At 71.7% G+C, this 23,570-nt stretch carries 29 protein-coding genes; 19 read left to right on the top strand and 10 right to left on the bottom strand.

Features of this window, described 5'->3' with window-relative positions; genetic code table 11:
* Positions 1 to 7: 7 nt before the first annotated feature.
* Complete coding sequence (locus AMK18_RS30895) at positions 8 to 898, bottom strand: alpha/beta hydrolase (RefSeq protein WP_073865390.1); 891 nt, start codon at positions 896 to 898, stop codon at positions 8 to 10.
* Positions 899 to 998: 100 nt separating this feature from the next.
* Positions 999 to 2,297, bottom strand: a complete 1,299-nt coding sequence (locus AMK18_RS30900) for an MFS transporter (RefSeq protein WP_241836683.1) — start codon at positions 2,295 to 2,297, stop codon at positions 999 to 1,001.
* A gap of 152 nt (positions 2,298 to 2,449) precedes the next feature.
* Between AMK18_RS30900 and AMK18_RS30905 the strand changes: the two genes are divergently transcribed.
* The 5 genes from AMK18_RS30905 to AMK18_RS30925 all read left to right on the top strand — a co-directional run bounded on the left by AMK18_RS30905 (position 2,450) and on the right by AMK18_RS30925 (position 5,037).
* Positions 2,450 to 2,989 carry a CGNR zinc finger domain-containing protein gene (locus tag AMK18_RS30905; protein WP_073865392.1) on the top strand — a complete coding sequence of 180 codons (540 nt, stop codon included), beginning with the start codon at positions 2,450 to 2,452 and terminating at the stop codon, positions 2,987 to 2,989.
* Between the two features lie 70 nt (positions 2,990 to 3,059).
* Positions 3,060 to 3,548: a helix-turn-helix domain-containing protein gene (locus tag AMK18_RS30910; RefSeq protein WP_073865393.1), complete on the top strand. Its 489-nt coding sequence runs from the start codon at positions 3,060 to 3,062 to the stop codon at positions 3,546 to 3,548.
* Between the two features lie 5 nt (positions 3,549 to 3,553).
* A complete protein-coding gene (locus AMK18_RS30915) occupies positions 3,554 to 4,207 on the top strand; it encodes a glyoxalase (protein WP_241836684.1) in 654 nt (217 codons plus the stop codon).
* Between the two features lie 52 nt (positions 4,208 to 4,259).
* On the top strand, positions 4,260 to 4,721 hold the full coding sequence (locus AMK18_RS30920) for an iron chaperone (protein ID WP_073865395.1): 462 nt from the start codon (positions 4,260 to 4,262) through the stop codon (positions 4,719 to 4,721).
* Positions 4,722 to 4,782: 61 nt separating this feature from the next.
* Positions 4,783 to 5,037, top strand: coding sequence for a DUF6332 family protein (locus AMK18_RS30925; RefSeq protein WP_073865396.1), 255 nt, complete (start codon positions 4,783 to 4,785; stop codon positions 5,035 to 5,037).
* An 11-nt stretch (positions 5,038 to 5,048) separates the two neighbouring features.
* Here AMK18_RS30925 and AMK18_RS30930 read toward each other — a convergent pair whose 3' ends face one another.
* Positions 5,049 to 5,696 carry a TetR/AcrR family transcriptional regulator gene (locus AMK18_RS30930; RefSeq protein WP_018103020.1) on the bottom strand — a complete coding sequence of 216 codons (648 nt, stop codon included), beginning with the start codon at positions 5,694 to 5,696 and terminating at the stop codon, positions 5,049 to 5,051.
* A 160-nt stretch (positions 5,697 to 5,856) separates the two neighbouring features.
* On the opposite strand from AMK18_RS30930, the gene AMK18_RS30935 reads away from it, so the two are divergent.
* A complete protein-coding gene (locus AMK18_RS30935; RefSeq protein ID WP_073865397.1) occupies positions 5,857 to 7,326 on the top strand; it encodes an MFS transporter in 1,470 nt (489 codons plus the stop codon).
* Between the two features lie 88 nt (positions 7,327 to 7,414).
* Here the strand turns inward: AMK18_RS30935 and AMK18_RS30940 are convergent, their stop codons facing one another.
* A complete protein-coding gene (locus tag AMK18_RS30940) occupies positions 7,415 to 7,966 on the bottom strand; it encodes a YciI family protein (RefSeq protein WP_073865625.1) in 552 nt (183 codons plus the stop codon).
* Between the two features lie 194 nt (positions 7,967 to 8,160).
* On the opposite strand from AMK18_RS30940, the gene AMK18_RS30945 reads away from it, so the two are divergent.
* Positions 8,161 to 8,631 carry a hypothetical protein gene (locus AMK18_RS30945; RefSeq protein WP_073865398.1) on the top strand — a complete coding sequence of 157 codons (471 nt, stop codon included), beginning with the start codon at positions 8,161 to 8,163 and terminating at the stop codon, positions 8,629 to 8,631.
* 29 nt (positions 8,632 to 8,660) lie between these two features.
* Here the strand turns inward: AMK18_RS30945 and AMK18_RS30950 are convergent, their stop codons facing one another.
* Positions 8,661 to 9,197: a hypothetical protein gene (locus AMK18_RS30950; protein WP_073865399.1), complete on the bottom strand. Its 537-nt coding sequence runs from the start codon at positions 9,195 to 9,197 to the stop codon at positions 8,661 to 8,663.
* Positions 9,198 to 9,257: 60 nt separating this feature from the next.
* On the opposite strand from AMK18_RS30950, the gene AMK18_RS30955 reads away from it, so the two are divergent.
* Both AMK18_RS30955 and AMK18_RS30960 read left to right on the top strand, forming a co-directional pair.
* Positions 9,258 to 9,836: a S1 RNA-binding domain-containing protein gene (locus AMK18_RS30955; protein ID WP_073865400.1), complete on the top strand. Its 579-nt coding sequence runs from the start codon at positions 9,258 to 9,260 to the stop codon at positions 9,834 to 9,836.
* Positions 9,837 to 9,948: 112 nt separating this feature from the next.
* The gene (locus tag AMK18_RS30960) at positions 9,949 to 10,548 is read left to right on the top strand and encodes a dihydrofolate reductase family protein (RefSeq protein WP_073865401.1); all 600 of its coding nucleotides are present in this window, start codon (positions 9,949 to 9,951) and stop codon (positions 10,546 to 10,548) included.
* On the opposite strand, the gene AMK18_RS30965 is transcribed toward AMK18_RS30960, so the two are convergent.
* Both AMK18_RS30965 and AMK18_RS30970 read right to left on the bottom strand, forming a co-directional pair.
* The gene (locus tag AMK18_RS30965) at positions 10,536 to 11,396 is read right to left on the bottom strand and encodes a M23 family metallopeptidase (protein WP_073865402.1); all 861 of its coding nucleotides are present in this window, start codon (positions 11,394 to 11,396) and stop codon (positions 10,536 to 10,538) included. The two genes, AMK18_RS30960 and AMK18_RS30965, sit on opposite strands and share 13 nt — an antisense overlap.
* 38 nt (positions 11,397 to 11,434) lie before the next feature.
* Positions 11,435 to 11,941 (bottom strand): ArsR/SmtB family transcription factor, encoded by a 507-nt coding sequence (locus AMK18_RS30970; protein ID WP_073865403.1) that lies wholly within the window; start codon positions 11,939 to 11,941, stop codon positions 11,435 to 11,437.
* Between the two features lie 103 nt (positions 11,942 to 12,044).
* Here AMK18_RS30970 and AMK18_RS30975 point away from each other — a divergent pair, with 103 nt between their 5' ends.
* Genes AMK18_RS30975 through AMK18_RS30985 form a run of 3 tightly spaced genes read left to right on the top strand, consistent with a single transcriptional unit; the run spans position 12,045 to position 14,496 of the window.
* Positions 12,045 to 12,494: a MarR family winged helix-turn-helix transcriptional regulator gene (locus tag AMK18_RS30975; RefSeq protein WP_018103012.1), complete on the top strand. Its 450-nt coding sequence runs from the start codon at positions 12,045 to 12,047 to the stop codon at positions 12,492 to 12,494.
* 8 nt (positions 12,495 to 12,502) lie between these two features.
* Positions 12,503 to 13,945 carry an MFS transporter gene (locus AMK18_RS30980; RefSeq protein WP_073865404.1) on the top strand — a complete coding sequence of 481 codons (1,443 nt, stop codon included), beginning with the start codon at positions 12,503 to 12,505 and terminating at the stop codon, positions 13,943 to 13,945.
* Positions 13,942 to 14,496, top strand: a complete 555-nt coding sequence (locus tag AMK18_RS30985; RefSeq protein WP_073865405.1) for a cysteine hydrolase family protein — start codon at positions 13,942 to 13,944, stop codon at positions 14,494 to 14,496. Before AMK18_RS30980 ends, AMK18_RS30985 begins: the two co-directional genes overlap by 4 nt.
* Positions 14,497 to 14,536: 40 nt before the next feature.
* Here AMK18_RS30985 and AMK18_RS30990 read toward each other — a convergent pair whose 3' ends face one another.
* Both AMK18_RS30990 and AMK18_RS30995 read right to left on the bottom strand, forming a co-directional pair.
* Positions 14,537 to 15,049 (bottom strand): tetratricopeptide repeat protein, encoded by a 513-nt coding sequence (locus tag AMK18_RS30990; RefSeq protein WP_073865406.1) that lies wholly within the window; start codon positions 15,047 to 15,049, stop codon positions 14,537 to 14,539.
* 24 nt (positions 15,050 to 15,073) lie between these two features.
* On the bottom strand, positions 15,074 to 15,628 hold the full coding sequence (locus tag AMK18_RS30995; protein ID WP_073865407.1) for a hypothetical protein: 555 nt from the start codon (positions 15,626 to 15,628) through the stop codon (positions 15,074 to 15,076).
* A 159-nt stretch (positions 15,629 to 15,787) separates the two neighbouring features.
* Between AMK18_RS30995 and AMK18_RS31000 the strand changes: the two genes are divergently transcribed.
* Together AMK18_RS31000 and dhaL are read left to right on the top strand one after the other, a co-directional pair.
* Positions 15,788 to 16,786, top strand: a complete 999-nt coding sequence (locus AMK18_RS31000) for a dihydroxyacetone kinase subunit DhaK (RefSeq protein ID WP_073865408.1) — start codon at positions 15,788 to 15,790, stop codon at positions 16,784 to 16,786.
* Positions 16,787 to 16,826: 40 nt separating this feature from the next.
* Positions 16,827 to 17,489 (top strand): dihydroxyacetone kinase subunit DhaL, encoded by a 663-nt coding sequence (gene dhaL, locus AMK18_RS31005; protein ID WP_073865409.1) that lies wholly within the window; start codon positions 16,827 to 16,829, stop codon positions 17,487 to 17,489.
* A 12-nt stretch (positions 17,490 to 17,501) separates the two neighbouring features.
* Here dhaL and AMK18_RS31010 read toward each other — a convergent pair whose 3' ends face one another.
* Positions 17,502 to 18,182, bottom strand: coding sequence for an HAD family hydrolase (locus AMK18_RS31010; RefSeq protein ID WP_073865410.1), 681 nt, complete (start codon positions 18,180 to 18,182; stop codon positions 17,502 to 17,504).
* A 389-nt stretch (positions 18,183 to 18,571) separates the two neighbouring features.
* Between AMK18_RS31010 and AMK18_RS31015 the strand changes: the two genes are divergently transcribed.
* The 5 genes from AMK18_RS31015 to AMK18_RS31035 all read left to right on the top strand — a co-directional run bounded on the left by AMK18_RS31015 (position 18,572) and on the right by AMK18_RS31035 (position 23,569).
* On the top strand, positions 18,572 to 19,252 hold the full coding sequence (locus AMK18_RS31015; protein WP_241836685.1) for a ScbR family autoregulator-binding transcription factor: 681 nt from the start codon (positions 18,572 to 18,574) through the stop codon (positions 19,250 to 19,252).
* Between the two features lie 123 nt (positions 19,253 to 19,375).
* Complete coding sequence (locus tag AMK18_RS31020) at positions 19,376 to 20,395, top strand: LacI family DNA-binding transcriptional regulator (protein ID WP_018103004.1); 1,020 nt, start codon at positions 19,376 to 19,378, stop codon at positions 20,393 to 20,395.
* Positions 20,396 to 20,482: 87 nt separating this feature from the next.
* A complete protein-coding gene (locus tag AMK18_RS31025) occupies positions 20,483 to 21,775 on the top strand; it encodes an extracellular solute-binding protein (protein WP_073865412.1) in 1,293 nt (430 codons plus the stop codon).
* Positions 21,772 to 22,710, top strand: coding sequence for a carbohydrate ABC transporter permease (locus tag AMK18_RS31030; protein ID WP_018103002.1), 939 nt, complete (start codon positions 21,772 to 21,774; stop codon positions 22,708 to 22,710). Before AMK18_RS31025 ends, AMK18_RS31030 begins: the two co-directional genes overlap by 4 nt.
* Position 22,711: 1 nt before the next feature.
* Positions 22,712 to 23,569 carry a carbohydrate ABC transporter permease gene (locus AMK18_RS31035; RefSeq protein ID WP_073865413.1) on the top strand — a complete coding sequence of 286 codons (858 nt, stop codon included), beginning with the start codon at positions 22,712 to 22,714 and terminating at the stop codon, positions 23,567 to 23,569.
* The last annotated feature ends 1 nt before the right edge of the window (position 23,570 follow it).

Here is a 23,570-nt window from a genome sequence, read left to right on the forward strand (position 1 = left end):
GCGGTGTTCACAGCGTGCGGGCGAAGTGCTCGGCGGCGGCATCGGCGGCCAGGCGGACCTGAGGCGCCTGGTCGTAGAAGTCGAACTGAACGCCCTCCGTCCACACGAATTCCGAGGACCCGGCCAGACCCGCGTGGAAGCGCCGGGCCCCGTCCGGGATCGCGGCGTCCTCGCTGTGCACGAGCAGCGTCGGTGCCGTGATGCGCGGGGCGAGTGCGACGGCGTCGAGGTCGAGCCATTCGGTCCAGGCCATGACGGCGTACCGATTGGGCCACTGGGGTATCCCGCCGCGTTCGGGGTTCAGGTAGAAGTCGATGTCGAAGGGCATGGCGGCATCCGGGTCGCTGCCGCTGACCACGGGTACGTAGGCGACCTCCCCGGTCTCCGCGTACAGGCGAGCGGCCTCGGCCGCCGCGGCCTTCTTCGCCTCGATGCCCTCGGGGCCTCCGTAGTTCTCCTCGCAGATCCCGCGGTCGTGCAGCCAGGGTGCGACGAGGGCGAGTGAGCGTACGCGGGGGTCATCGGCGGCGAAGGCCGCGGCGTACATCGCGCCCGCGCATACCCCCAGCGCTCCCAGGGCCTCGCCGTTCACGGCGGGGTGGGACAGGACGAAGTCGGCCGCCGCGCGCAGGTCGCGGACCTTCTGCGCGGGCGACTCGCGGTCGCGTGGCGCGCCGTCGGACTCGCCGTATCCGGTGAAGTCGAACGACAGCGCCGCGTAGCCGCGTTCGGCCAGCTCCCGTGCGTAGCGGTCGGCCATCTGCTCCTTGACGGACGTCCAGGTTCCGGCGATCAGGACGGCGGGCGGCGGGGTGGTCTCATCGGCGTCGGGCAGGTGGAGGTGACCGGTCAGTTTGCCCATGTCACCGACGAAGCTCACCTGTTCACGTACGGGCATACGCCACTCCTTGCGATCAAGGGGAAGGGGGATGCCCTCACGCTGACATCCGGCGGTGTTCCGGATCAACGACCGATGCGTAAGGCGAGGTTGAGCTGAGCTAAACGTTCCCCGGAGGCGTGCGGTACCCAAGCGGTGACGTACGTCCGGAGGATGGGGGCACGTTCCGGATGAACAGCACCGGCGTGACGGCGGTCGCGGCGGCGAAGAGGCCGAACGCGAGGCGCATACCGCCCAGTTCAGCAAGGAGGCCCACCAGCGCCGCGCCCAGGGGCATGGCGCCGAAGGTGAAAAGGCGGGACGCAGCGCCGTAGCGGCCGAGCATCTCGTCCGGGACCCTGCGCTGCGTGAGGGTGCGGGCGTTGACGGACCAGAGGGTGCCGCCCATGCCGCCGAGGAACGCCCCGGCCGCCACCGCCCAGAGGCTCGTCGTGAGCGCGGGCAGCGCCGCCATCGCGAGGGTGCCGATCAGGTCGGCGAACATCGCGCGCCGGGCGCCGAGGACCCGGTTGACCCAGGTCACCGTCAGCGCACCGGCCAGGCCGCCGACGCCGAGGGCGCTCAGCAGGATGCCGTACTCGCGGGAGCCGAGTCCCATGGCCCGCTGGGCGTAGAGCGGCATGAGCGCCAGCCAGGCACCCCAGACGGCGGAGAGCACGGCGACGATCAGGGACAGGGTGCGCAGCAGGCGGTCGTTCCAGAGGAAACGTACGCCCTCGGCGATGCGGCTGTTGACCGATGCGGGGGCCGCGTCCGGGGTGGGCGCGGCGGGGCGGAAGCGGCCCACGAGCAGCAACAGAGACAGGGCGGCGAGGGCGTAGGAGGCGCCGGTCACGCCCAGGGCGAGGCCGGTTCCGGCGGCCAGGAGCAGCCCTCCGACGAACGGCCCGGCGAACTCCTGCCCCACGGTCTCCGCGCCCACCATCCAGGCGTTGGCCCGTTCGCGTCCGGCGGGCGGCACCGCGGCCGGGACCAGGGCGGACGCCGAGGTCGAGGCCGCCACGTCGGCGACGCCGAGGAGCGCGCCGGCGGCGAAGAGCACGGGGAGCACGACGCCGCCGGTGAGGGCGGAGACGGTGAGCCAGGCCATGGCGGCCACGCGCATGCCGTTCGCCGTCCAGAGCAGTCGGCGGCGGTCGAAGCGGTCGACGAGGACGCCGATGTGCAGGGCGATGAGCAGCCACGGCAGCGTGAGGGTGAGGGAGACGGCGGTGACCTGTGCGGGTGAGCCGGTGAGCTGGGCGGCGAGCAGGGGCAGGGCCATCTTCATCACGCCGTCGGCGAGGTTGGTCACGGCGGTGAAGGCGACCAGGACGGCGGTGTTGCGGCGCCCGGGGCGGGCCCGGGTGTCGTGCGGCACGGTCGCGGTGTGCGTGTGTGCAGGCGCTGTTGTCGTCATGGCCGTCCATCCCCCTGGTCGTCTCGGCAGCACGCCGTATCACCGTCTAACGAGTTAGCCGGTGAGTGAACTGTGCCCCACGCCGCCCGCGCCGCGCAACCGGTAAAGCCGATAGCCGGTAGAATGGTGGGGGTGCGAAAGGAGTGACGCTCATGCTGGAGCAGCCGGCCCCCGCCGTCCTGATCGAAGCCTTCGCCAACACGGTCGACGTGGAGGAGGCGAGCGACGAGATCGCCACCGCCGCCGGGTTGTCCGCCTGGCTCACCGGACGCGGTCTGCTCGACGCCCCCGCAGAGCTCCCGGCGGACGTGCACGCCGACTACCTCGCGCTGCGCGCGGGCCTCCGGGAGGAGTTGGGCGCGCACGTGGGCGACACCGCCGACCCCGCGCTGCTCGCCGCCGCCGAGCGTGTGCTTGCCGCGCACCCGGTGCTGGTCACCGCCCGGGGGACGCTCGCCGCAGCCCCGGGTCTGCCCCCGGAGCGCCGGCCCGTGGCCGCCCTGGCGATCGCCTGGAACGAGCTGGTCACCACCGGCGACGCGGCCCGGCTCAAGCGCTGCGCGGAACACACCTGTGCCTGGGCCTTCTGGGACGTCTCGAAGAACCGCAGCCGCCGCTGGTGCTCGATGAAGGTGTGCGGCAACCGCAACAAGTCCCGTGCCTACGCCACCCGTAAGCGGGAAGCCGTCTGACGGGGCGTCCCACAGGGCTCATCAGGAATCGAGAAGCGGGGGCCGCCGGGGCGTCCCTAGCCTGCTGGACATGGACATCTCACCCGTACAACACACCCCGGGGAAGCGCCCGGCCGACGTGGCGCGACTGCGCCGCGTCCGCGATCTGATCGACCGGACCTACGCAGCGCCGCTCGACGTGGTGGCGCTCGCGCGCGGGGCGGGCATGCCCCCCGGCTGCCTCAGCCGACGGTTCCGGACCGTCTACGGGCAGTCCCCGTACGCCTATCTGACGGCCCGTCGCGTGGACCGCGCGACGCTGCTGCTACGGGGTGAGCTCGGCGTCGACGCCGTGCGCGCCGCGGTCGGCTGCGCGACGCCGGGGATATTCACCGCCCGCTTCACCGAGCTGACCGGCCTGACGCCGGAGCGCTTCCGCCGCCTGGCGGAGAGCGGGGCGGACAGCGCGGGCGCGGCGGTTTCACCGGGCGTCGAGGGGCTGCCGGCGTGCCTGGCACAGCGGGTCGCGAGAGCGGTCAGGAATCAAGAAGCCCCGGCACCGGCCCGGAACCTAACGTGAAGTTCATGGACACCACCACTGACACCAAGCCCACCACCTCCCTCTCCTCCGTCACCCTTGAGGTGGCCGACGTCGAGGAGGCCCGCCGCTTCTACACCGCCTTCGGAGTGGACACGCACATCCGGCTGAGGGCCCGCGCGGCCCAGGACACCGGGTTCCGCGGCTTCACCCTGGCGCTCACCGTGTCCGGACCGGCCACCGTCGACGGCTTCGTGGCCGCCGCGGTCGACGCCGGGGCCACCGTGCTGAAGCCGGCCGCCAAGTCGCTGTGGGGGTACGGCGGCGTCGTACAGGCCCCGGACGGGACGATCTGGAAGATCGCGACCTCGGCCAAGAAGGACACCGGCCCCGCCACCCGCGAGATCGACGAGTTCGTCCTGCTGCTCGGCGTGCAGGACGTGAAGGCCACCAAGCAGTTCTACGTGGACCGGGGGCTGGCCGTGGGCAAGAGCTTCGGCGGGAAGTACGCCGAGTTCCTGCCCGGCGAGTCCTCCGCCGTCAAGCTGGCGCTGTACAAGCGGCGCGCCCTCGCCAAGGACCTCGGCGTCCCGGACGACACGGCGGGCGAACACCGGATCGTCCTCGGTGGCACCGCCGACGCCTTCACCGACCCGGACGGCTTCGCCTGGGAGCCCGCCGCCTCCGCCGACCACGCCTGACCCGCACGCCCACTCCTCCCTCGTCCTTCCCGTACGAAAGGAACCCCCTGCCATGCCGACGTCGAAGTCCTCCGAGAACTACAGCGGATTCACCGCCGAGGAGCGGGCCGCGATGAAGGAGCACGCGCGCGAGGAGAAGAAGGCGGCCTCCCGGCGCGGTGCGTCCCGGGCCGAGAAGGAAGCGGCGGCGGAGCAGGACGTCCTCGCGAAGATCGCCGAGATGCGGGACGCGGACCGTGTCCTCGCCGAGCGCATCCACAAGATCGTCAAAGAGGCCGCTCCGGCACTCGCGCCGAAGCTCTGGTACGGCATGCCCGCGTACGCCAGGGACGGCAAGGTCGTCTGCCATTTCCAGAGCGCGGAGAAGTTCAAGTCGAGGTACGCGACGCTCGGCTTCAGCGACCAGGCAGCGCTGGACGACGGCGTGATGTGGCCGGCCGCGTACGCCCTGACCGAGCTGACCGCCGCCGCCGAGGAACAGATCACGTCGCTCGTCCGGAAGGCGGCGGGCTGAGGCCCCGCACTCCCCCGCGGTCAGCCCCAGTCGGGGTTGACCGCGATGTGAGACTTGCGCCATGGACATGGGGCGTGAGTCACGGTGGGAGAAGGACGCGATGACGGTGGAGATCGTCTTCGCCCTGGTGTCGGCCGCCCTGCTGGGGGCGGCCGTCTTCGCGGTGTCCTTCGGCGCCGTCCTGGTCTTCGACGTCACCGGCCCGGCACGTGACCGCACCCTGACCGGCGGTGCGCTGCTCGGAGCGGCGGCCGGGGTGTGGCGCGTGGTCCGGGTACTGCGCCGCTTCGACGCGGAGCGCCGTAAGGGTCACTGAGCCGTCGAGGCCTACGCTCCGGCCTGCAGGCGCAGCCCGGCCAGGGTCAGGTCCAGCGCGGAGCGGAACTGGTCCACGTCGTCGTGGCCGTCGAACTCGTCGATGATCTCGTGGACGAACGGGTAGTCCGCCGGGTCCAGCTCACGCCAGGCACTGGCGAAGCGGCCGAGGTACTCGTCGCGGTCCACGGCACCGTCAAGGATCTCCTGCGGCGGCTCCTGGCCCATGTCGACGGCGGACCCGACGACGACTCCAACCACCGCGGACACCGCGTGGAACCGCTGGCGCGCGTTGAGCTTCAGGCGCAGCGTCTGCTGGCCGAGCTTCTCGTACAGGCGCAGCGAATTGCTCTGGAGGTTGGTGTTGCGCATGAAGTACGCGCCGAGCCAGGGCCGGTCCACGATCGCGTCGAACAGCGTCACGGCCATCGCGCGGAGGTTGTCAATGGGGTCGTCGCCCTGCGGAAGCTTCTCGACGTCGGCGAGCACCGTGCCCACCACGTGATCAGTGGCAAGGTCCAGCAGTTCGTCCTTGCTCCCCACATACCAGTAGATGCTCGCGACGCCGCCGCCCAGGCGCTGCGCGAGCGCGCGGAACGTCAGCGCGGGCGCACCGGCCTCGTCCAGCAGGGCCACCGCCTCGGTGAGCACGGACTCCATCGAGTGCGAAGCCCGGCGGCGCCCTCCGTCCGACCGGCGCCGCTGCGGCTGTGCCATGGCTTCTCCCTCTCGCTTTTTGCATCGCATCGAACGTTGTTCTATCGTAGCTCATCGTACGGCGTTCGATAGCCGAACGATGTTCGATCGAAAGGACCGCGCCATGACTACCGCCCCACCCGTGAACGGGTCCCGTTCCTATCCCTCGCTGCGCGCGGCGTGGATACCCCTGGCCGCCCTGTGCCTGGCCTTCTTCGTCGAGATGGTCGACAACACCCTGCTGTCGATCGCCCTGCCCACGATCGGCCGCGACCTGGGCAGCGGCACAACCGCGTTGCAGTGGGTCACCGGTGCGTACTCGCTGACGTTCGGCGGCCTTCTGCTGACCGCCGGATCGATGGCGGACCGGCTCGGCCGCCGCCGGGTGCTGCTCATCGGGCTCACCGTGTTCGGTGCGCTCAGCCTGTGCGTCGCGCTCGTCTCCACCGCGGGCGAGCTGATCGCCCTGCGCGCCGCGCTCGGCGTGGCCGCCGCCGCGATGGCCCCGATCACGAACTCGCTGGTATTCCGCCTGTTCGACGACAAGGCGCTGCGGATGCGCGCGATGACCGTCATGATCATCGTGGGCATGTCCGGCTTCGTCCTGGGCCCGCTGCTCGGCGGTACGGCGCTGGCGCACGTCCGGTGGGAGTGGCTGCTGCTCGTCAACGCCCCGATCGCGCTGATCGCGTGCATCGGCGTCCGGCTCGGCGTCCCGGCCGACCGCCCCGAGGACCTGACCAAGGACAAGCTGGACGTGCCGGGCGCGCTGCTGAGCGTCGCCGCCATCGGGCTCGCCTGCTACTCGCTGACCAGCGGCGTCGAGCACGGCTGGCTCTCCGGGATCACCCTGGCGTCCGTCGTGGGCGCGGTCGCGGCCGCGGTCGCCTTCGTGCGGCACGAGCGGCGCACGAAGGCTCCCATGCTGGATCTGCGGGTCTTCTCGAACGGCACGGTGCGGGGGGCCGCGCTCGCGCAGATCGGGACGTCCATCGCGATGGCCAGTGTGATGTTCGGGCTGATCCTGCACTTCCAGTACGCGTACGGGTGGAGCCCGGTCCGGGCCGGCCTGGCCAACCTGCCCATCATCGTGACGATGCTCATGGCCACCCCGCTGTCCGAGTGGCTCGCCCGCCGGTTCGGCCACCGCATCGCCTGCCTGGTGGGCGCGGCCTGCCTGGCGGGGTCGCTGGCCGGTCTCGCCTGGGGCGTCGAGCACGGGTACGCCGTCATCGCGGTGTGCATGGTGCTCATGACCGTGGGGCTGCGCACCGTGATGACGATCTGCGCGGTGGCCCTGGTGGACGCGATGCCGAGCAACCGCACGTCGATCGCCGCCGCCCTGAACGACACCGCCCAGGAGGTCGGCTCCAGCGTCGGCACCGCGGTGGTCGGCACGCTGATCGCCGCACTGGTCACCACGTCGCTCCCGGCCGGGGTCTGGAGCAGCGACCTCGTCGCCTCCTTCTTCCACGGCGAACGGATCACCTACGCACTGCTCGCCGTCGTCGTCGGGCTGATCGCGGCCGGCGGCGCGCTGAGCCTCACCGACTCGCACAGCGTCGAGGAACACCCCGTCGAGGAACCCGCCTGAGGTACGCCCCGGCAGCGGAGCCCGTCGGTCCCGGGCTCAGTTGCCGGGGGGAGCGCCCGGTCGCACACGCGGCCGGGCGCTCCTTCCTTCACCGGCGTCCGCCGAACTCCCACTCGTGGACCTCGATGCCGGCGTACCGGTCCGCTGTGAGGACGGCGCGTGCCTCGTCAGGGCTCGCGGCCCTGAGCAGGCAGGCCGTACCGAGCCAGGTCCCGCCGTCGTCGGACAGCAGCGGCCCGTACGCGATCAGGTCGTCCTGGGCGGCTGTCGGCAGGCCCGGGTCGGCCGCGGGGCCTTCGCCGAGGCCGATCACCAGGTAGCGGTTGCCGCCCTCCGAACCCCCGGGAAAGTCCCACATGGTGCGGCCCAGCACGTTGCGCCAACGACGTATCAGAACGTCCCGATAGGCACCTGCCTGGTAGTTGGGCTCATCGAAGGCGAACGCCCGGGCGGTGGCCGCATCCGGGAGGTCCACGATGTGCACGCTTCCGGTGGGTGTCTCACCGTCAGCGGCGAAGGTCGGGCCCCGGGCGATCAGCTCCTTCGCGTACCGGTCCATGTAGGACCAGTGATCCTCCAGCAGCTCTTCGCGCAGGGCGAGGGAGCCCGGCCGGTCTCGGTGGTAGCAGAAGTACTCCATGACCACGGACCCTTCCGTGTCGACGGCTCCCGCTCAACCGGTTTCGGGCCGTCGGTGCGCGGCGCCGACGGTCCCAGGAGGACCGGCAGTACTACCGAGGTCTGACGGCCGGGTTGGCTCCCCGGTATGACGCCGTCGGTGCGGCCGTGCCCCTACTGTCCGGTCATCGCACCGAAACCGAGAAGGGGCTCCCCATGACGCTCGCGCCCGACGCCCTCCCCGCGCACCGCCGTCCACTGCCGCGGCGCGCCGCTCTGCTCCTGGTCCATGCGCTGCTGGCCCTGCCCGCCACCGGCCTCGCGCTGGTGATGGCCCTGACCGGCAACGCGTCCGCCGCCGGACGGCTTCAGCACCGTCTCGCATCCCTCGGCGGGCCGACCGCGTTGCCGACGACCACGCCGGACCGCTTCCGCACCGTCGTTGGCCGGGCCCTCCGAGGCCTCCCGGCGAACGCCCTCGCCTTCGCCCTGGCCGCCCCCTCCGTTGTCCTCCTCCTCACCCGCGGCCTGCTGTACCCGCTGGCCACGGCGGGCGAGGACACCTCCCACGCCTGGGGCGGCCCCACCCCGGCAGGCGCCTGGGCAGCCCACTTCGCCATCGCCCTGGCCATGGTCACGGTGGTGGCGGTACTCCTCACCGCCACCCGCCGCCCGCACCGGTGGTAGCCGACGAGAACCGCTCTCGTCCGTCGGTCTCAGCCGGTCGCGCCGTCGACCAGCCCGGACAGCGCGTCGGCGGACTCCGGGGTCAGGCGGTAGAAGCCCTGAAGGCTGATCGAGTTTTCGAGGCGGCCGTCCACCACGTACTTCAGGACGCGCGTCCTGCCTCGACGGTTCTGCCAGGTCAGCTGCGGCAGCAGGTCGCCGGGGACCGGCACGTCGAAGCGCACGGGGGTCGCCGCCACATGCACCGCCTCGGCGCCGCAGCCGTCGGCGCCGAGCATCGACCAGTCGTCGTGGCCCGGATGGGCCGGGTCCTCCCATGTGACGGGAGCCGCGCCGCAGCAGTCACCCCGCTCCCTGTCGACCACGCGCAGCCGGCTCACCACGTAGACCTGGCGCTGGTTGACGTGCACCGCGTACACCGTGTCCCCGGCGCTCGCGCCCGCCCACCCGGGCAGGGACGAGTGCACACCGCTGAAGGCGACCGGCGGCCGCTCGCCCACCCGCCCCGCCTTGCGCAGGGCCCGGCACACGTCATGGGTCCACAGGACCGTGAAGGCATCAGACATGGCGTGATCGTACGGACGGGGACTGACATAGACGGCCACGGTCGTGCCAGGGTGGGCGGCATGGACTGGCAGGCCGAGAGCCCGGAACTCTGGACGTTCCTCGGGTCACTGCACGACGGAGAGATACTCACCGGCACCGTGGCGGCGATCGAGAGGTTCGGGGTCTTCGTGGCACTGGACGAGGGCCCGGGACATCCCATATTCCCGGGCGTCGGGTTCCTCACCATGCCCGAACTGTCGTGGCGGCACTTCACGGATCCGGAGCAGGTCGTGCGGATCGGGCAACGCGTCACGTGCGAGTTCATCGGCTTCGACACCTACAACGCGGAGGCCCGGCTGTCCTTGCGCGCCCTGCAGCCCGATCCGCTCAGAGCTTTCGCCTGCCGCACAGAAGCGGGCCATGTACTGCGCGGAACCGTGAACGCGGTGTGTCCCATCGGCGTATTCGTCGATGTCGGAGACGGGATCGTCGGCCTGGTGCCCTTCAGGGAGTATCCCGGTGCTGCGAAGAATTCCGGGTTCCCCTCGGCCGACCGGTCGGCCGACTTCGAGGTCGGTGCGGGCATCACCATCGTCGTCCTGGACATCGACCTGCCGCGGAGACGTCTGCTGTTCACCCAGGCGGACGGCGGCCGGTAGGCGTGTGGCCCGGTCAGGGCGCCGGACCCCGCCGGTGCTGGGTCGGCGATGAGTTTGCGGGGTGGTAGCGGTCCTTACTGAGACAAGCCACCGATCGTGAAGGGACAGTCCGATGACCAGCCTCATGGTGGACTTCATCATTTCGCTCGACGGCTACGCGTCCGCAGAGGGCTGGCCCGGGTTCTGGGGCATGGAGGGACCCGAATACCTCGCCTGGATCGACAGCGAGAGCGAGAAGCAACATGTCAGTTTGATGGGAGCCACGACCTACCGGCTCATGTCGGGGTTCGCCGCCCAGATGCCCGATGACCCCGGGTTCGCCGAGCTGAACCGCATGCCCAAGGTCGTGTTCTCGTCCACTCTGGAACCGCCTCTCTTCTGGGAGAACGCCGAGCTTGTCAGGGGCGACGCCGTCGAGGCCGTGAGGGAGATGAAGCGGACGGAGACGCGTCCGCTGCGTACCCTCGGCAGCCTGAGCCTGTGCCGGGCGCTGCTCGTGGCCGGGCTCGTGGACCGCTTCCGCGTCGTCGTCTTCCCGGTCATCACCGGCGCCACCGGGCAGGAGAGGATCTTCGACGCATACCCCGATGTCCGCCTCGATCTGGTCGAGAGCCGCACTTTCGACGGCCGGCTCCAACTGCTGGAGTACGCACCCACCGTTCTCGACGGGCCGCCCGGCGAAGACGGTGGAGGTCCGGATCAGGCGTCCTGAGGCCGTGCCCGAGCGGTGGCGTCGGCGTCGGCGTCCACGGTGAACGTCTCGCCGGAGGCCGGTACGCCGGCTCCGTGCCAGGTGAACGGGATTCCATTCGCCGTCTCCAGGTCCGGCCCGTCCATCAGCTGGAAGTGCACATGGGGCTGGGTGGAGTTGCCCGAGTTGCCGCAGCGGCCGAGCAGATCACCGGGCCCCACCTCGTCGCCCGGCCGGACGCGCAGGGAGCCGCGCTGGACGTGCGCGTACACGGCGTGCGTTCCGTCGCCCAGGTCGAGGACTATGTGGTTGCCCACGATGCGACGGCTGCCGCCTATGGTCCGGCACGCCCCCTCGACCAGCCAGAAGTACAGGACACCGGCGAGCGAGCTGCGGCTCAGGTGGTCGCGCTGGCCGTCCTCCGCGTGCACGACGGTCGCGGGACCGACCGCGTACAAGGGGGCGCCGAAGGCGGGATAGTCCCGGTTGCGCTGGGCGACGGGCCAGAACCAGACGGGGGCGGGCCGGGCGGGTCCCTCCGCGGGCTCGGCCACGATGTCGATGGCGTAGGTCTGCGCCAGGGTGTGCGTCCCGTGGCTCGGGACCTTGTCGGCGGGGCTGTTGACCGCGGACCAGCGGCCGGTCACCGGAGGCGCCACCGCGACGGGCTGCGGAGGGCTGGTCTCGATCCGGTGGCGGGCGGAGCGGCCTGCCACCAGGCCGATTCCCATCGCGCCGAGCGCCGGAAGCCAGCTCCACCAGTAGTTGTACGGCAGTTCGACAAAGAATCCGACGACGATCTGGGCGAAGAAGACCACCCACAGCGCGTACTGGACCTTCGCGGCGATCTTCCGTCGGTCCACGGACATGTTCTCCCCCTTGAACGTAGATCTGTGTACGCAATCGGTCAGGTCACCGGGCGTGCGGCGGTGAGCACCACCAGGAGCGGCACGACTCGCCCGGCCGGTATCTCGTAGCGGCCGCGCTCCGGGGAGTGCAGCCAGCCGGCGCCCGTCAGCTGGCGCAGATGGTGGTAGACCTGCCCGGTCGTCCCGACGCCGTCGAGCGCGGTCAGCTCGGCCGCGGTGCGCAGCCCGCCCAGCACCTCACGCAGCAGCGTCAGCCGCACGGGGTTGCCGAGCGCGGCGAACGACGCGGCGGCGTCCGACCAGTTGTCGTCCAGCACCGTTTCGGTCAGCAGCCCGTACTGCCACTCGTAGCGATGCCCGGTCGGTACGCGCACCGCTCCGGTGAACAGCACGGCGCCGTCCGCCTCCTCCGTCACCGGGTGCCGTGCCTTCAGCGCGTCGAGCGCCCAGAAGTCGGCCTCCGACACGGCGGGCGCGGCGGGGGCCGCGTCCACCAGCTCGGCCAGGCGTCGTTCGAGCTCGGTGACACGCTCTTCCAAGTCCATGGAACGAGATTACGTAATTACGTAGTCACGTGCAAGGGTGAATCTTCACCCCCCTCACGCGACATATTTGCGCAGTCCAGACTGCGCACCCTAGGCTGTACGCATGAACGAGACCGAGCAGACCGTCTCCGAGACGGCCGCACGCGCGGCGCACGAGATCCGCGTGGTGTACAGCCGACTGCGGCGGCGCCTGCGGGAGACGTACGACCGCGACGAGCTCACGCCCTCCCAGACCTCCGTCCTCAGCCGCCTCGACAAGGACGGCGAGGCGTCGGTGGTCGAGCTGGCCGCCGCCGAGGGCGTACGGCACCAGTCGGTGACGAGCACCGTCGGTGCCCTGGCCGAGCGTGGTCTGGTCGGCCGCCGCCCGGACCCGGAGGACGGCCGCCGTCAGCTGGTGTACGTGACCGACAGCGGGCACACCTTCCTGGAGGACCGCCGGCTCGCCGGGGAGGGCTGGCTCGCCCGGGCCCTGGAGGATCACTGCACGGAGGAGGAGCGGCGCGAGCTTCTGGCGGCGATGACCGTCCTGGAGCGGATCGTCCGGTCGTGAGTACGGGAATGACACGCGCCCTGAAACGGTGGCGCCCCGAGCGGGACAAGGGCTCGGCGCAGGGCTTCGACCGGCGGCTGCTCGCCCCGATGATGACGGGGGCCGCCCTCAATCCGGTCAACTCCTCCATCATCTCGGTCTCGCTGGTCCCGATCGGGGCCGCCTTCGGCGCGCCGCCCGCCCAGACCGCCTGGCTGATCTCCGCCCTCTACCTGGCCACCGCGATAGGCCAGCCGGTGATGGGCCGGCTGATCGACCTGTTCGGGCCCCGGCGGCTGTTCCTCGCCGGGACCGCGCTGACCGGGATCGCCGGGGTCGTCGGCATGCTGGCGCCCAGCCTCGGCGTGCTCGTCGCCGCACGGGTGCTGCTCGGCTTCGGCACCTGCTCCGGTTATCCGGCCGCCATGTACCTGATCCGCAGCGAGGCCCGGCGCACCGGCCAGAAGAGCCCGGCCGGGGTGCTGACCGCGCTCGCGATCACCACGCAGACCATCGCCGTCGTCGGCCCGAGCGTCGGCGGACTGCTCGTCGGCGTCGGCGGCTGGCGCGCCACTCTCGCCGTCAACATCCCGCTGGCGCTCCTCGGCCTGTACCTCGGGGCGCGCCGCATCCCCGCGCTCCCCGGGTCGGCCCGCGCGGACGGCCGCGCCTGGGTGCGGAGCCTGGACCTGCCGGGGATGGGGCTGTTCGCCGTGGCGCTGTCGTGCCTGCTGCTGTTCCTGATGGACGTCGGCAGCGGCGACTGGTACCTGCTGGTGCTCACCCTCGTGGCCGGTGCCGGATTCACCTGGCGCGAGCTGCGGGCCGAGGAGCCGTTCATCGACGTACGGGTGCTCGGCGGGAATCTGCCCCTGGTCGCCACGTACGGGCGCGCCCTGCTCTGTTACGTCGTCACCTACGCGTTCCTGTACGGATTCACGCAGTGGACCGAGCAGGGGCGCGGGCTGTCCGCCTCGCAGGCGGGGCTGGTCCAGCTGCCGCTGTTCGCGACGGGGATCGCCGTCTCCGCCCTCACCGGACGGCGCCAGGCGGTGCGCGGGAAGCTCCTGGTCGGCGCGGTCGGGCAGATCGCGGCGTGCGCGATGCTGCTCCTCCTGCACGGCGACAGCCCCGTGTGGATGCTGCTGGCCGTCGTGGTCGTCCTGGGTGTGCCCCAGGGGCTGAACGGCCTCGCCCTTCAGAACGCGGTCTACCACCAGGCCGACGCCGACCGCATCGGCTCCTCCGCCGGGCTGCTGCGCACCTTCGGCTACCTCGGCGCCATCACCGCGTCGGCCGCCAACGGCGCCTTCTTCGGGCAGCGCGCCGACACCCCGGGCCTGCACCACCTGGCCTGGTTCATGCTCGCCGCCGGCTTCCTGTTCCTGGCGGTCACCGTCGCCGACCGCTCACTGCGGCGTATCGGCGAGAGCTCCGAGAACGACTCCCAGAACGATGAGGACACCCCATGACCCGCCCCGCCCTGCTCGTGATGGACCTGCAGAAGGCCATCGTCGGCCGCGTCCCCGGCCTCGACGCCGGTTTCACCCCGCGCCTCGCCCGGGCCGTCGCCGCGGCCCGCGCGGCCGGTGTGCCCGTCGTGCACGTCGTCGTCGGCTTCCGGCCGGGCCGCCCCGAGGCCAAGTCCAGCCCGCTCTTCGGCGCCCTGCCGGAGGGGGCGTTCACCGAGGCCGACCCGGGGGCGGAGATCCACCCGGACGTCGCGCCCCGGCCCGGTGAGGCCGTCGTCACCAAGAAGCGGGTCAGCGCCTTCACGGGCAGCGACCTCGATCTCGTCCTGCGCGGGGCGGGCGTCGACCACCTGGTTCTGACCGGTCTCGCCACCAGCGGCGTCGTGCTCTCGACGCTCCGCCAGGCCGCCGACCTCGACTACCGGCTCACCGTCCTGGCCGACGGCTGCGCCGACCGCGACCCGGAGGTGCACCGGGTGCTCACCGAGAAGGTGTTCCCGAACCAGAGCGAGGTCACCACGGTGGACGGCTGGATCGCGGGCCTGGGCTGACCCCGGTCCGGCCGGGGGCCGGGGTGATCCGGCCCCCGGCTCACCCCGGCTCCACGGCGTCCAGATCGTCGGCGTAGTGCTCGATCGCCCGCCGGTACTGCCGCACCCCGGGGTCGTCGGAGGCGGTGGCCAGCGTCTTCAGGAGCAGGCCCACCGCCTCGCGGCCCTCGCCGCGGTTGTACAACGCCATGGCCAGGAACGCCCGGAGCGCCGGGTCCTCCGGGAACGCGTCGAGCCCGCGCCGCAGGGTGCGCGCGGCCTCCTCGTAACGACCCAGGACCCGGTACGTGCTCCCCAGCCCGAGGAACGCCCCGTGCCGGTCCTCGCGGGCCAGGCCCTCCCCCGCCAGCGCCCGCTCGTAGAACGGCACGGCCTCAGCCTCCAGGCCGAGGACGTCGTGCACCCAGGCGGTCTGGTAGGCGATCACGGCGTCCTCCGGATACCGCCCGGCCAGCCCCAGCAACTGCTCCCGGGCCGCCCCGGCCTCACCCTGCTCCCGCAGCCGTACGGCGCGCGCCAGAGCCAGGTCCTTCTCATGGTCATCCACGCCCATGCGGCCTACGGTGGCACACCCGGATCACCCGAACACCAGCAGGCCGACGAACTCGACGCCGAGCGCCACCGTCCCCCAGAGGATGATGTCCGCCACCGGCCGCACCGGGCGGCCGGCACGCTCGCGCCGCAGGGTGAGGTGGACGGCCAGGGCCGCCGGTGCCGAGACGACCCACAGCACCGCAGCGACCAGTGCGCCGTGCGCGGCGAGTTGGCTCCCGTCACCGGATCCCGCCCGCGCCATCAGGACCAGCGTGGGAAGTCCGGCCGCCGCCGCCAATCCGAGGAGCGTGGCCGCCACCACATACCGCCGACGCTCACCACGCCCCCGGCGCCTGCCGAACCAGTGCGCCGCGGCCACCAGCGGCAGGACGTAGCCGAAGGTGAGCACTGTGCTCAGCACCCAGATCAGCGGCGCGCCCGCCACCAGCATCACCACGACGGACCGCTCGGGCGCGGCCAGCAGGCCGGACCACAGCGGAGCGGACGCGAGGAAGGCCACGCACAGCAGCGCGACGGATACGGACGACGGCGCCGACCCGGCGCGCTCGGCCGCGCCCCCTCTGTCGAGCCGCGTCATGCGCCCTCCCCCGCTCCGGCGCACCCTATGACGCACCTCCCACCACCCGCACCCCCACGCTGTGCGAGTTGCCGCATGCGGACCGTTACCCGCACCATGGGATTATCGTCCAGGTCGGCTCGTACGGCCTCACCGCCAGGGACGGGATGGGTGCGGCTCATGGCCAGGTACTTCGAGAACGGCGCCGGTGAACTCGTGTCCGACGCGTTGGCCGGTTTCGCCCGTGCGCACGAGGATCTGGTGCGGTACGACGCGGCGGACGGTTTCGTCACCGCCCGGCACCCCGCGCCCGGGCGGCGGGTGGGGCTGTTGTCCGGGGGCGGGTCCGGGCACGAGCCGCTGCACGCGGGGTTCGTCGGTGCGGGCATGCTCGATGCGGCCTGCCCCGGGAGGGTGTTCGCCTCGCCGCACAACCGGCAGATCTTCCGGGCCTCGCGCGCGGTGGCCGGGCCGGACGGCGTACTGCACATCGTGAAGAACTACACGGGCGACCGGATCAACTTCGGCATCGCGGCCGAGCGCCTCGCCGACGCGGGGATCGCCTGTGCGCGGGTCCTCGTGGACGACGACCTGGCCACCGACTCGGAGGACATCGCCGCCGGACGGCGCGGCACGGGCGCCACGGTGCTGCTGGAGAAGGTCCTGGGCGCAGCCGCCGACACGGGGATGGGGCTCGAAGAGCTGGTGGAGCTGGGTACGGGGCTCGCGGGCCGGTGCCGTACGCTCGCGGTCGCCTCGGCCGCGCACCACGCGCCGGCCACCGGTGAGCCGGCGTTCGAACTGCCGCCCGGCGAGCTGGAGTACGGCGTCGGGATCCACGGGGAGCGCGCCGCGCGCACCCGCGAACAGGGCACCCTGGGCGCGCTGGTGGAGGAGATGACCGGGGCGCTGCTGGAGGCGTTGCGGCCCGGGTCCGAGGAGTCGGTCGTCGCTCTCGTCAACGGGCTCGGGGCCGTCACCTCTCTCGAACTGTACGCGGTGTTCGGGGAGTTGGGCCGGGTGCTCGACGCCCGAGGGGTGCGGCTCGCGCGCCATCTGGTGGGCGAGTACGTGACGGCGCTGGACATGCGGGGGTTCTCCGTCACCCTCATGGCGGCCGACCGGGCCGCCCTGGACTTCTACGACGCACCCGTACACACCCCGGCACTGCGGTGGTGACCGGCCGGCCCCCGACGGGACGAACGTACGAGGAGGGTCCATGACGAGCGACACCCTGGACGGCACGCGCACCCGTGAGTGGGCGGGGCGCTTCGCGGACTCGGTCCACGCCACGGAGGCCGAACTGACGGAGCTGGACCAGCAGGCGGGCGACGGCGACTTCGGCGCCAACCTCGCCGCCGGGGTCGGGGCCGCCGGTCCGCTGCTCGACCGGCTGGCGGCGTCGGCGGGCCCGGGCGACCAGCTCGCCGCCCTGGCCACCGCCTTCCTGGACGAGGTCGGCGGGACCAGCGGACCGCTGTTCGGTCTGCTGTTCCAGGCGATGGGCCGGGCCGCCGGCGCCGGACCGGGGCTGACGACGGGCGCGCTCGCCGAGGGCGCCGCCGAGGGCCTGGCCGCCATCCGCCGCGTCGGGGACGCGGCACCCGGGGACAAGACGCTGGTCGACGCGCTGGCCCCGGCCGCCGACGCGCTGCGGGCGGCCGGGGACGCGCCCCCCGCAGACGCCCTGGCCGCCGCCGCGGACGCGGCGTGGCGAGGGGTGCGGGAGACGGCGTCCCAGGCGGCGCGCATGGGACGGGCCAGTTACCTGGGCGAGCGGGCCACCGGCGTCCCGGATCCGGGGGCCGTGGGCATGGCCCTGTTCTTCGCGTCCGCAGGGGGAACGGTGCGGACGCTGGCGCCCCACCTCTCCGGAGACTGACCCGCCCGCCGCTCAGGGGCCGAGGCGGCTGCGGGCCCAGCTGAGCAGTTCGGGGTCGGCCAGGCTCGTCACCCACAGGTCGGCCTGCTCGCCGTCCGGGTCCGGCGGGCGCGTCCCGATGCCGATCACCCGAAGGCCCGCCCGGCGCGCCGACTCCATGCCGGTCAGCGAGTCCTCCACGGCCAGGGCCTCCTCGGGCGGTACGCCGCAGAGGCGGGCGGCCACCCGGTAGACGTCCGGTTCGGGCTTGGGCCGCACCTCCTCGCCGGCGACCACGACATGCTGGAAGCAGCCGAGGAGCCCGGCCCGGTCGAGGCACGACTCCACCGTGGCGCGGGGGCAGTTGCTGGCCACCGCGAGCGGGCGGTGGCGGGCGGCGAGCCGGACCAGCGCGGCGGCGCCCGGCATGGTGACCGGGTCCTCCTCGACCAGCGCCGTGAAGGTGCTCAGGAGGGTGTCGGCGAAGTCGCCGGCCAGGTCGGGTTTTCCCGTCTCCCGGGCCATCAGGGCGCCGCACTCGATGTAGTGCACGCCCTTCGCCCGGTCCGCGAACCCGGCGGGCGAGGCGAGCCCGTAGAGCCGGAACGTGAGGGTGCGGGCCTCCTGCCAGTGCCTTTCCGTATCCATCAGGGTGCCGTCGCAGTCGAAGACGAGGGCGGACGGGGACCAGGAAAAAATGCGATGAGCTGTCATGTAACCGCCGTTCTCGGAGGCTGCGCCGAACCGGTGAGGTACGAGGGCGCAGACATGTGCCGGATGGCACACCTGTGGAAGGGAGGAATCGGACGCGGGCGTCGCTCCGTGAGCGCGGCGGCCAGGTCGATTCCGCCGGGCGCCGCGACGGGCTCGCGACCCCGAGGGTCAGCCCGTCCGAAACATCATGACCATTACGTTATTTCGGTGGCCCCGAATTCCGCAATCACCAATTCGAGTGCACCGGAATACATGAAGAAGTACCGGCCGACTGCGCGGCCCCGGCGATGAATAATAGGATCGTCGCGCGATGCGACTGGGCCCCTCGCACAGGGACGGGACGGGCTTTCACGTCGCGGCGCTAGCACGTATGAGCGAAGGTGGAACAGGTGCAGGACAGGGCGCGCGCAACCCGGAAAGTGCTGCTGGAATCGGCGGCACATCTATTCGTAGAACGGGGATATGCGGGCACGAGTGTCAATGACATAAGTGACCACTCGGGAAAGACCAGCGGCGCGATCTACTTCCATTACTCCAGCAAGGAAAAGCTCGCCCTTGCCGTCGTCCGCGAGCAGTTCGCCACCTGGCCGCAGCTCGCCGCCGTCTACGCCGCACCCGGCGTCCCTCCGCTGGAGAAGCTGGTCGCGCTCAGCTTCCGCGTCGCCCGGTCGCTCAGCGAGGACGTCGTGGCGCGGGCCGGCGCGCGGCTGTGGGCGGAGCGCCGCGCCATCGGGTCGCCCGTGCCGACACCGTTCGGCACCTGGGCGCTCGCGTGCGCCAGGCTCCTCGCCCAGGCCCGGACGCGGGGCGAACTCGCGGAAGGCGTCGAGCCGTCGGCGGCGGCCGTGGCACTGGTGTGCGGGTTCTACGGGCACTGCACCCTGACCGACGAGATGCCGGGCAAGTGGGGCTGGCCGGAACGGCTCGAAGAGTGGTGGCGGCTGGCCCTCGCCTCGCTCCAGGCGGAGCCCGATGCGGCGGGGCTGCTCGCCCGGGCCCGCGCCCGGATCCCCGCACAGCCGGACGGCTCGGACGCCGGGCGGCCGGCCGCCGCCATCCCTCCCCGGTGACGGGCATCACAGGCTCCGGCCTCTTGACGCCCTCCTTCCAAACCGGTTTGGTTGTCCTCGTTCGAGCAGTCAAACCGGTTTGAAGGCGCCCGTCTTCGGCCCGCGGCAAGGAAGTCCAGGCCCATGGCACGCAAGCCCACCATCGCGGATGTCGCCCGGCGGGCCGGTGTTTCACGCGCCACGGTCTCCTTCGCCCTGAACGACCGGCCCGGCGTCGCCGAGGAGACGAAGCTGCGGATCCTCGCGGCGAGCCGGGAGCTCGGCTGGACCCCCAGCCGTCAGGCCCGGGCCCTCTCGCTCGGCAAGGCCGGTGCCTTCGGGCTCGTCCTCGCCCGCGACGCGGAGCAGGTCGGGGCCGACCCCTTCTTCCCGGCCTTCATCGCCGGGGTCGAGGCGGTGATCGGGCAGCGCGGCGACGGGCTGATGATCCACATCACCGCCCCGGACAACGAACAGAGCGTCTACCGGCGCCTCGCATCGGAGCAGCAGGTGGACGGGGTCCTCCTCACCGACCTGCGCCGCGACGATCCGCGTCCCGCGCTGCTGCGGGAGCTCGGTCTGCCGGCCGTCGTGGTCGGCCAGCCCGAGTGGGGCGACGGCCTGACGGCGGTGAGCCTGGACGACGAACCGGCGTACACCGCCGCCGTGCGCCACCTCGCGGAGCTGGGCCACCGGCGCATCGCCCACGTCGAGGGGCCGCAGGAGCTGCTGCACGCCCACCGGCGGCGGACCGCGTGGGAGCAGACCCTGCGCGCGCTCGGCCTGCCCGAAGGACCCGTGCTGCCCGGCGGGTTCACGCCCGACGGCGGCGCGCAGGCGACCCGGCAGCTGCTGGGCTCCGCCGAGCCGCCGACCGCGATCGTCTACGGCAACGACCTGGCCGCCATGGCCGGACTCTCGGTCGCCCAGGAGCTGGGTGTCCGGGTCCCCGACCAGCTCTCGCTGGTCGGCTACGACGACGCGCCCCTGACGCGGTACAGCTTCCCGCCGCTCGCCTCCGCACGGGCGGACGCCCGGGGCTGGGGCGAGGCGGCGGCCCGCGCGCTCGACGCGGTCGTCGCCGAGGGAGCCGCCGACCATGTGCGGCTGCCCCCGGCGCAGTTCGTGCCCCGCGCGTCGATGGGGCCGGCGCCCCGCCGGTGACGTAACGGGGCAATCGACCGGTCGTGCTCGCGCCGACCGGGAATTCCGCGCGGCGACGAGGCCGCGTGAACAGTTCGGAGATCAATCATGCTGAGGAGAACGGCGTACGCGCTGCTCGTGCTCGCTCTCGCGGGCACGGCGACGGCCTGCGGCCGGTCGGCTCCCGATCCGGCCACCGCCGCCGAGGCGCGCGGCCCGATCACGGTCTGGCTTTCCAACAACGCGCAGGAGGTGCAGTGGGGCAGGGCGATGGTCGCCGCGTGGAACAAGGCCCATCCCGACCAGCACGTCACCGCGCAGCAGATCCCGGCCGGCAAGACCTCCGAGGAGGCCATCAGCGCCTCGATCATCGCGGGGACGACGGCGTGTCTCGCCTTCAACACCTCGCCGGCGGCAGTGCCGACCTTCCAGAAGCAGAACGGCCTCGTCCCCCTCAGTGACTTCCCGGACGGCGAGAAGTACATCGCCGGTCGCGGCGGCTCCCTCACCGACCAGTACCGCTCCACCGACGGCAAGTTCTACCAGCTGCCGTGGAAGAGCAATCCGGTCATGATCCTCTACAACAAGAAGCTGTTCGCGAAGGCCGGTCTCGATCCCGAGCACCCGAAGCTGGCGACGTACGAGGAATTCCTCGAAACCTCCCGGAAGCTCGTGCACAGCGGTGCCGCGAAGGCAGCGATATGGCCCTCGCCGAGCAGTGACTTCTTCCAGCCCTGGTACGACTTCTATCCGGCGTTCGCCGCGCAGAGCGGCGGAAAGCAGCTGATCGAGAACGGCACACCGCAGTTCGACTCGGCGGCGGGCCGGCAGGTCGCGGCGTTCTGGCGCACGCTGTACGCGGAGAAGCTGGCGCCCCAGGAGCAGTATCCGGGCGACTCCCTCAACGACGGCAAGGCCGCCATGGCGACCGTGGGCCCGTGGGCGGTGGCCGCGTACAAGGACAGTGTGGACATCGGGGTGGCACCGGTGCCGACCGCCGACGGCGGGAGCGGGAAGCACTCGTTCAGCGACGAGAAGTCCGCGGCCATGTTCAGCGCCTGCAAGAACCGGGCCACCGCCTGGGACGTGCTGAAGTTCGCCAGCTCCGCCGCGCAGGACGGGAAGTTCCTGGAGGCCACCGGCCAGATGCCGATGCGCGAGGACCTGACGGCGAAGTATCCCGGCTACTTCGCGAAGAACCCGATGTACAAGGCGTTCGCCGACCAGGCTGAGCGCGTGGTCGAGGTGCCGAACGTGCCGGGCTCCATCGACATCTGGCAGACGTTCCGCGACGAGTGGACAAAGTCGGTCGTGTTCGGCCGCGAGTCCACGGACGCGGCGCTCCGCAAGGCGTCGTCCGACATCACCGGCCTGCTGAACGAGTACGGGGACCCGTCATGAGCGTGAACCTGGACGCGGCGCCCGGCGCCGTACGCACGAGTGGGGCCGCCCCGCGCGGCAGGGCACGGCGCGGTCTGTCGCGGGCCGGCGCGCTGTTCGTGTCGCCGTACGTGCTGTTCATCGTGGTGGTCTTCGCGGTCCCGCTGGTCTACACGGTGTGGATCTCCTTCCACCGCTTCTACTTCACCGCGCCGGGCACGGACATCGACTCGCCGTGGGTGGGGCTGTCGAACTACCGGGACGTCTTCACGGACCCGGTGGTCGGGCAGGCGTTCCTCAACATCCTGATCTTCCTCGTCATCAACGTGCCGCTGACAGTGGGCCTCTCGCTGGTGCTGGCGGCGGCACTGAACTCGAAGATCCGGGGACGCGGGTTCTTCCGCGCCGCGTTCTACGTGCCGTATGTGACGGCGAGCGTGGCCCTGGTCGCCGTATGGCAGTTCCTCTTCGGCTCGGACGGGTTCGTCAACCACCTGCTCGGCTCGCACGCCCCGGATCCGTCCTGGCTGGTCAACTCGCATCTCGCGATGCCGATGATCGCCGTGTTCGTGACCTGGAAGCAGCTCGGCTTCTTCGTGATGCTGTACCTGGCCTCGCTGCAGAACGTCGGCAAGGAGCTGTACGAGGCGTCCGCCATGGACGGCGCGGGCAAGGTGCGGCAGTTCTTCTCGGTGACCGTGCCGGGCGTACGGCCCGCGACGACGCTCGTCGTGATCTACGCGATCATCACCGGCGCCAACCTGTTCAGCGAGCCGTACCTGCTGACCGGCGGCGGTGGCCCCGACCACGCGTCGACCTCGCCCGTCCTGCTGATGTACCAGAAGGGCATCGAGCAGGGCCACCCCGACTTCGCGGCCGCTCTGGGCGTCGTGCTCGTCGCCTTCGTGATGGTCGTGTCGATCGCCGCCCGCAAGCTCACCGAGAGGGGCGACTGACATGAGCGCCACCACACCGAGGCCCACCCGCCGCTTCGCCGGGGGCAACGCCGTCCGCTACGTACTGCTGTCGCTCGGCGCCGTCGCCTTCCTGTTCCCCTTCTACTACATGATCGTCGGCTCGCTGCGCGGGCAGACGGTCGGTGACCTGTCGGCCGCGGTCCCATCCGGGCTGACCGGTGACAACTACGCGGCGGTCAACAGCGCGATCTCGCTGGGCCGGTCCCTGCTCAACTCGGGGATCATGACCATCGGGGTGCTGATCTGCACGCTGGTGTTCGGCGTGCTCGCCGGGTACGCGCTGGCGCAGCTGCGCTTCCGGGGCAAGGGGGCGGTCTTCGCGGCCCTCCTGCTCGTGCAGATGATCCCGTTCCAGCTGCTGACGCTGCCGCTGTACGTGCTCGTCGTCCGCGACTACGGGCTCGGCGACAACTACCTGGGCATGATCCTGCCGTTCGCGATCAACTCGACGGCCGTGTTCCTGTTCCGCCAGTTCTTCGCGCAGATGCCTCAGTCGCTCTTCGAGGCGGCCCGCATCGACGGCGCGAGCGAGCTGCGCATCCTGTGGCGGATCGCGCTGCCGATGGCCCGGCCGGCCGTGCTGACCGCGCTGCTGCTGACGTTCATCGGTCCGTGGAACGAGTTCCTGTGGCCGTTCCTCGTCACCAAGAACGCGGACATGCAGCCGCTGGCCGTCTCGCTCGCGAGCTTCCTCTCCAACCTTCAGGGCACGGTGGCCAACCCGGCCGGTGCCCTGCTGGCCGGCGCCTGTGTGCTGGCCCTCCCCGCGGTGGTCCTGTTCCTCCTGTTCCAGCGCCACTTCACCTCTACCGACATCGATTCCGGAGTAAAGGGCTAAT

This window comes from Streptomyces sp. CB01249, assembly GCF_001905735.1.
In the GTDB taxonomy this organism is placed as follows: domain Bacteria; phylum Actinomycetota; class Actinomycetes; order Streptomycetales; family Streptomycetaceae; genus Streptomyces.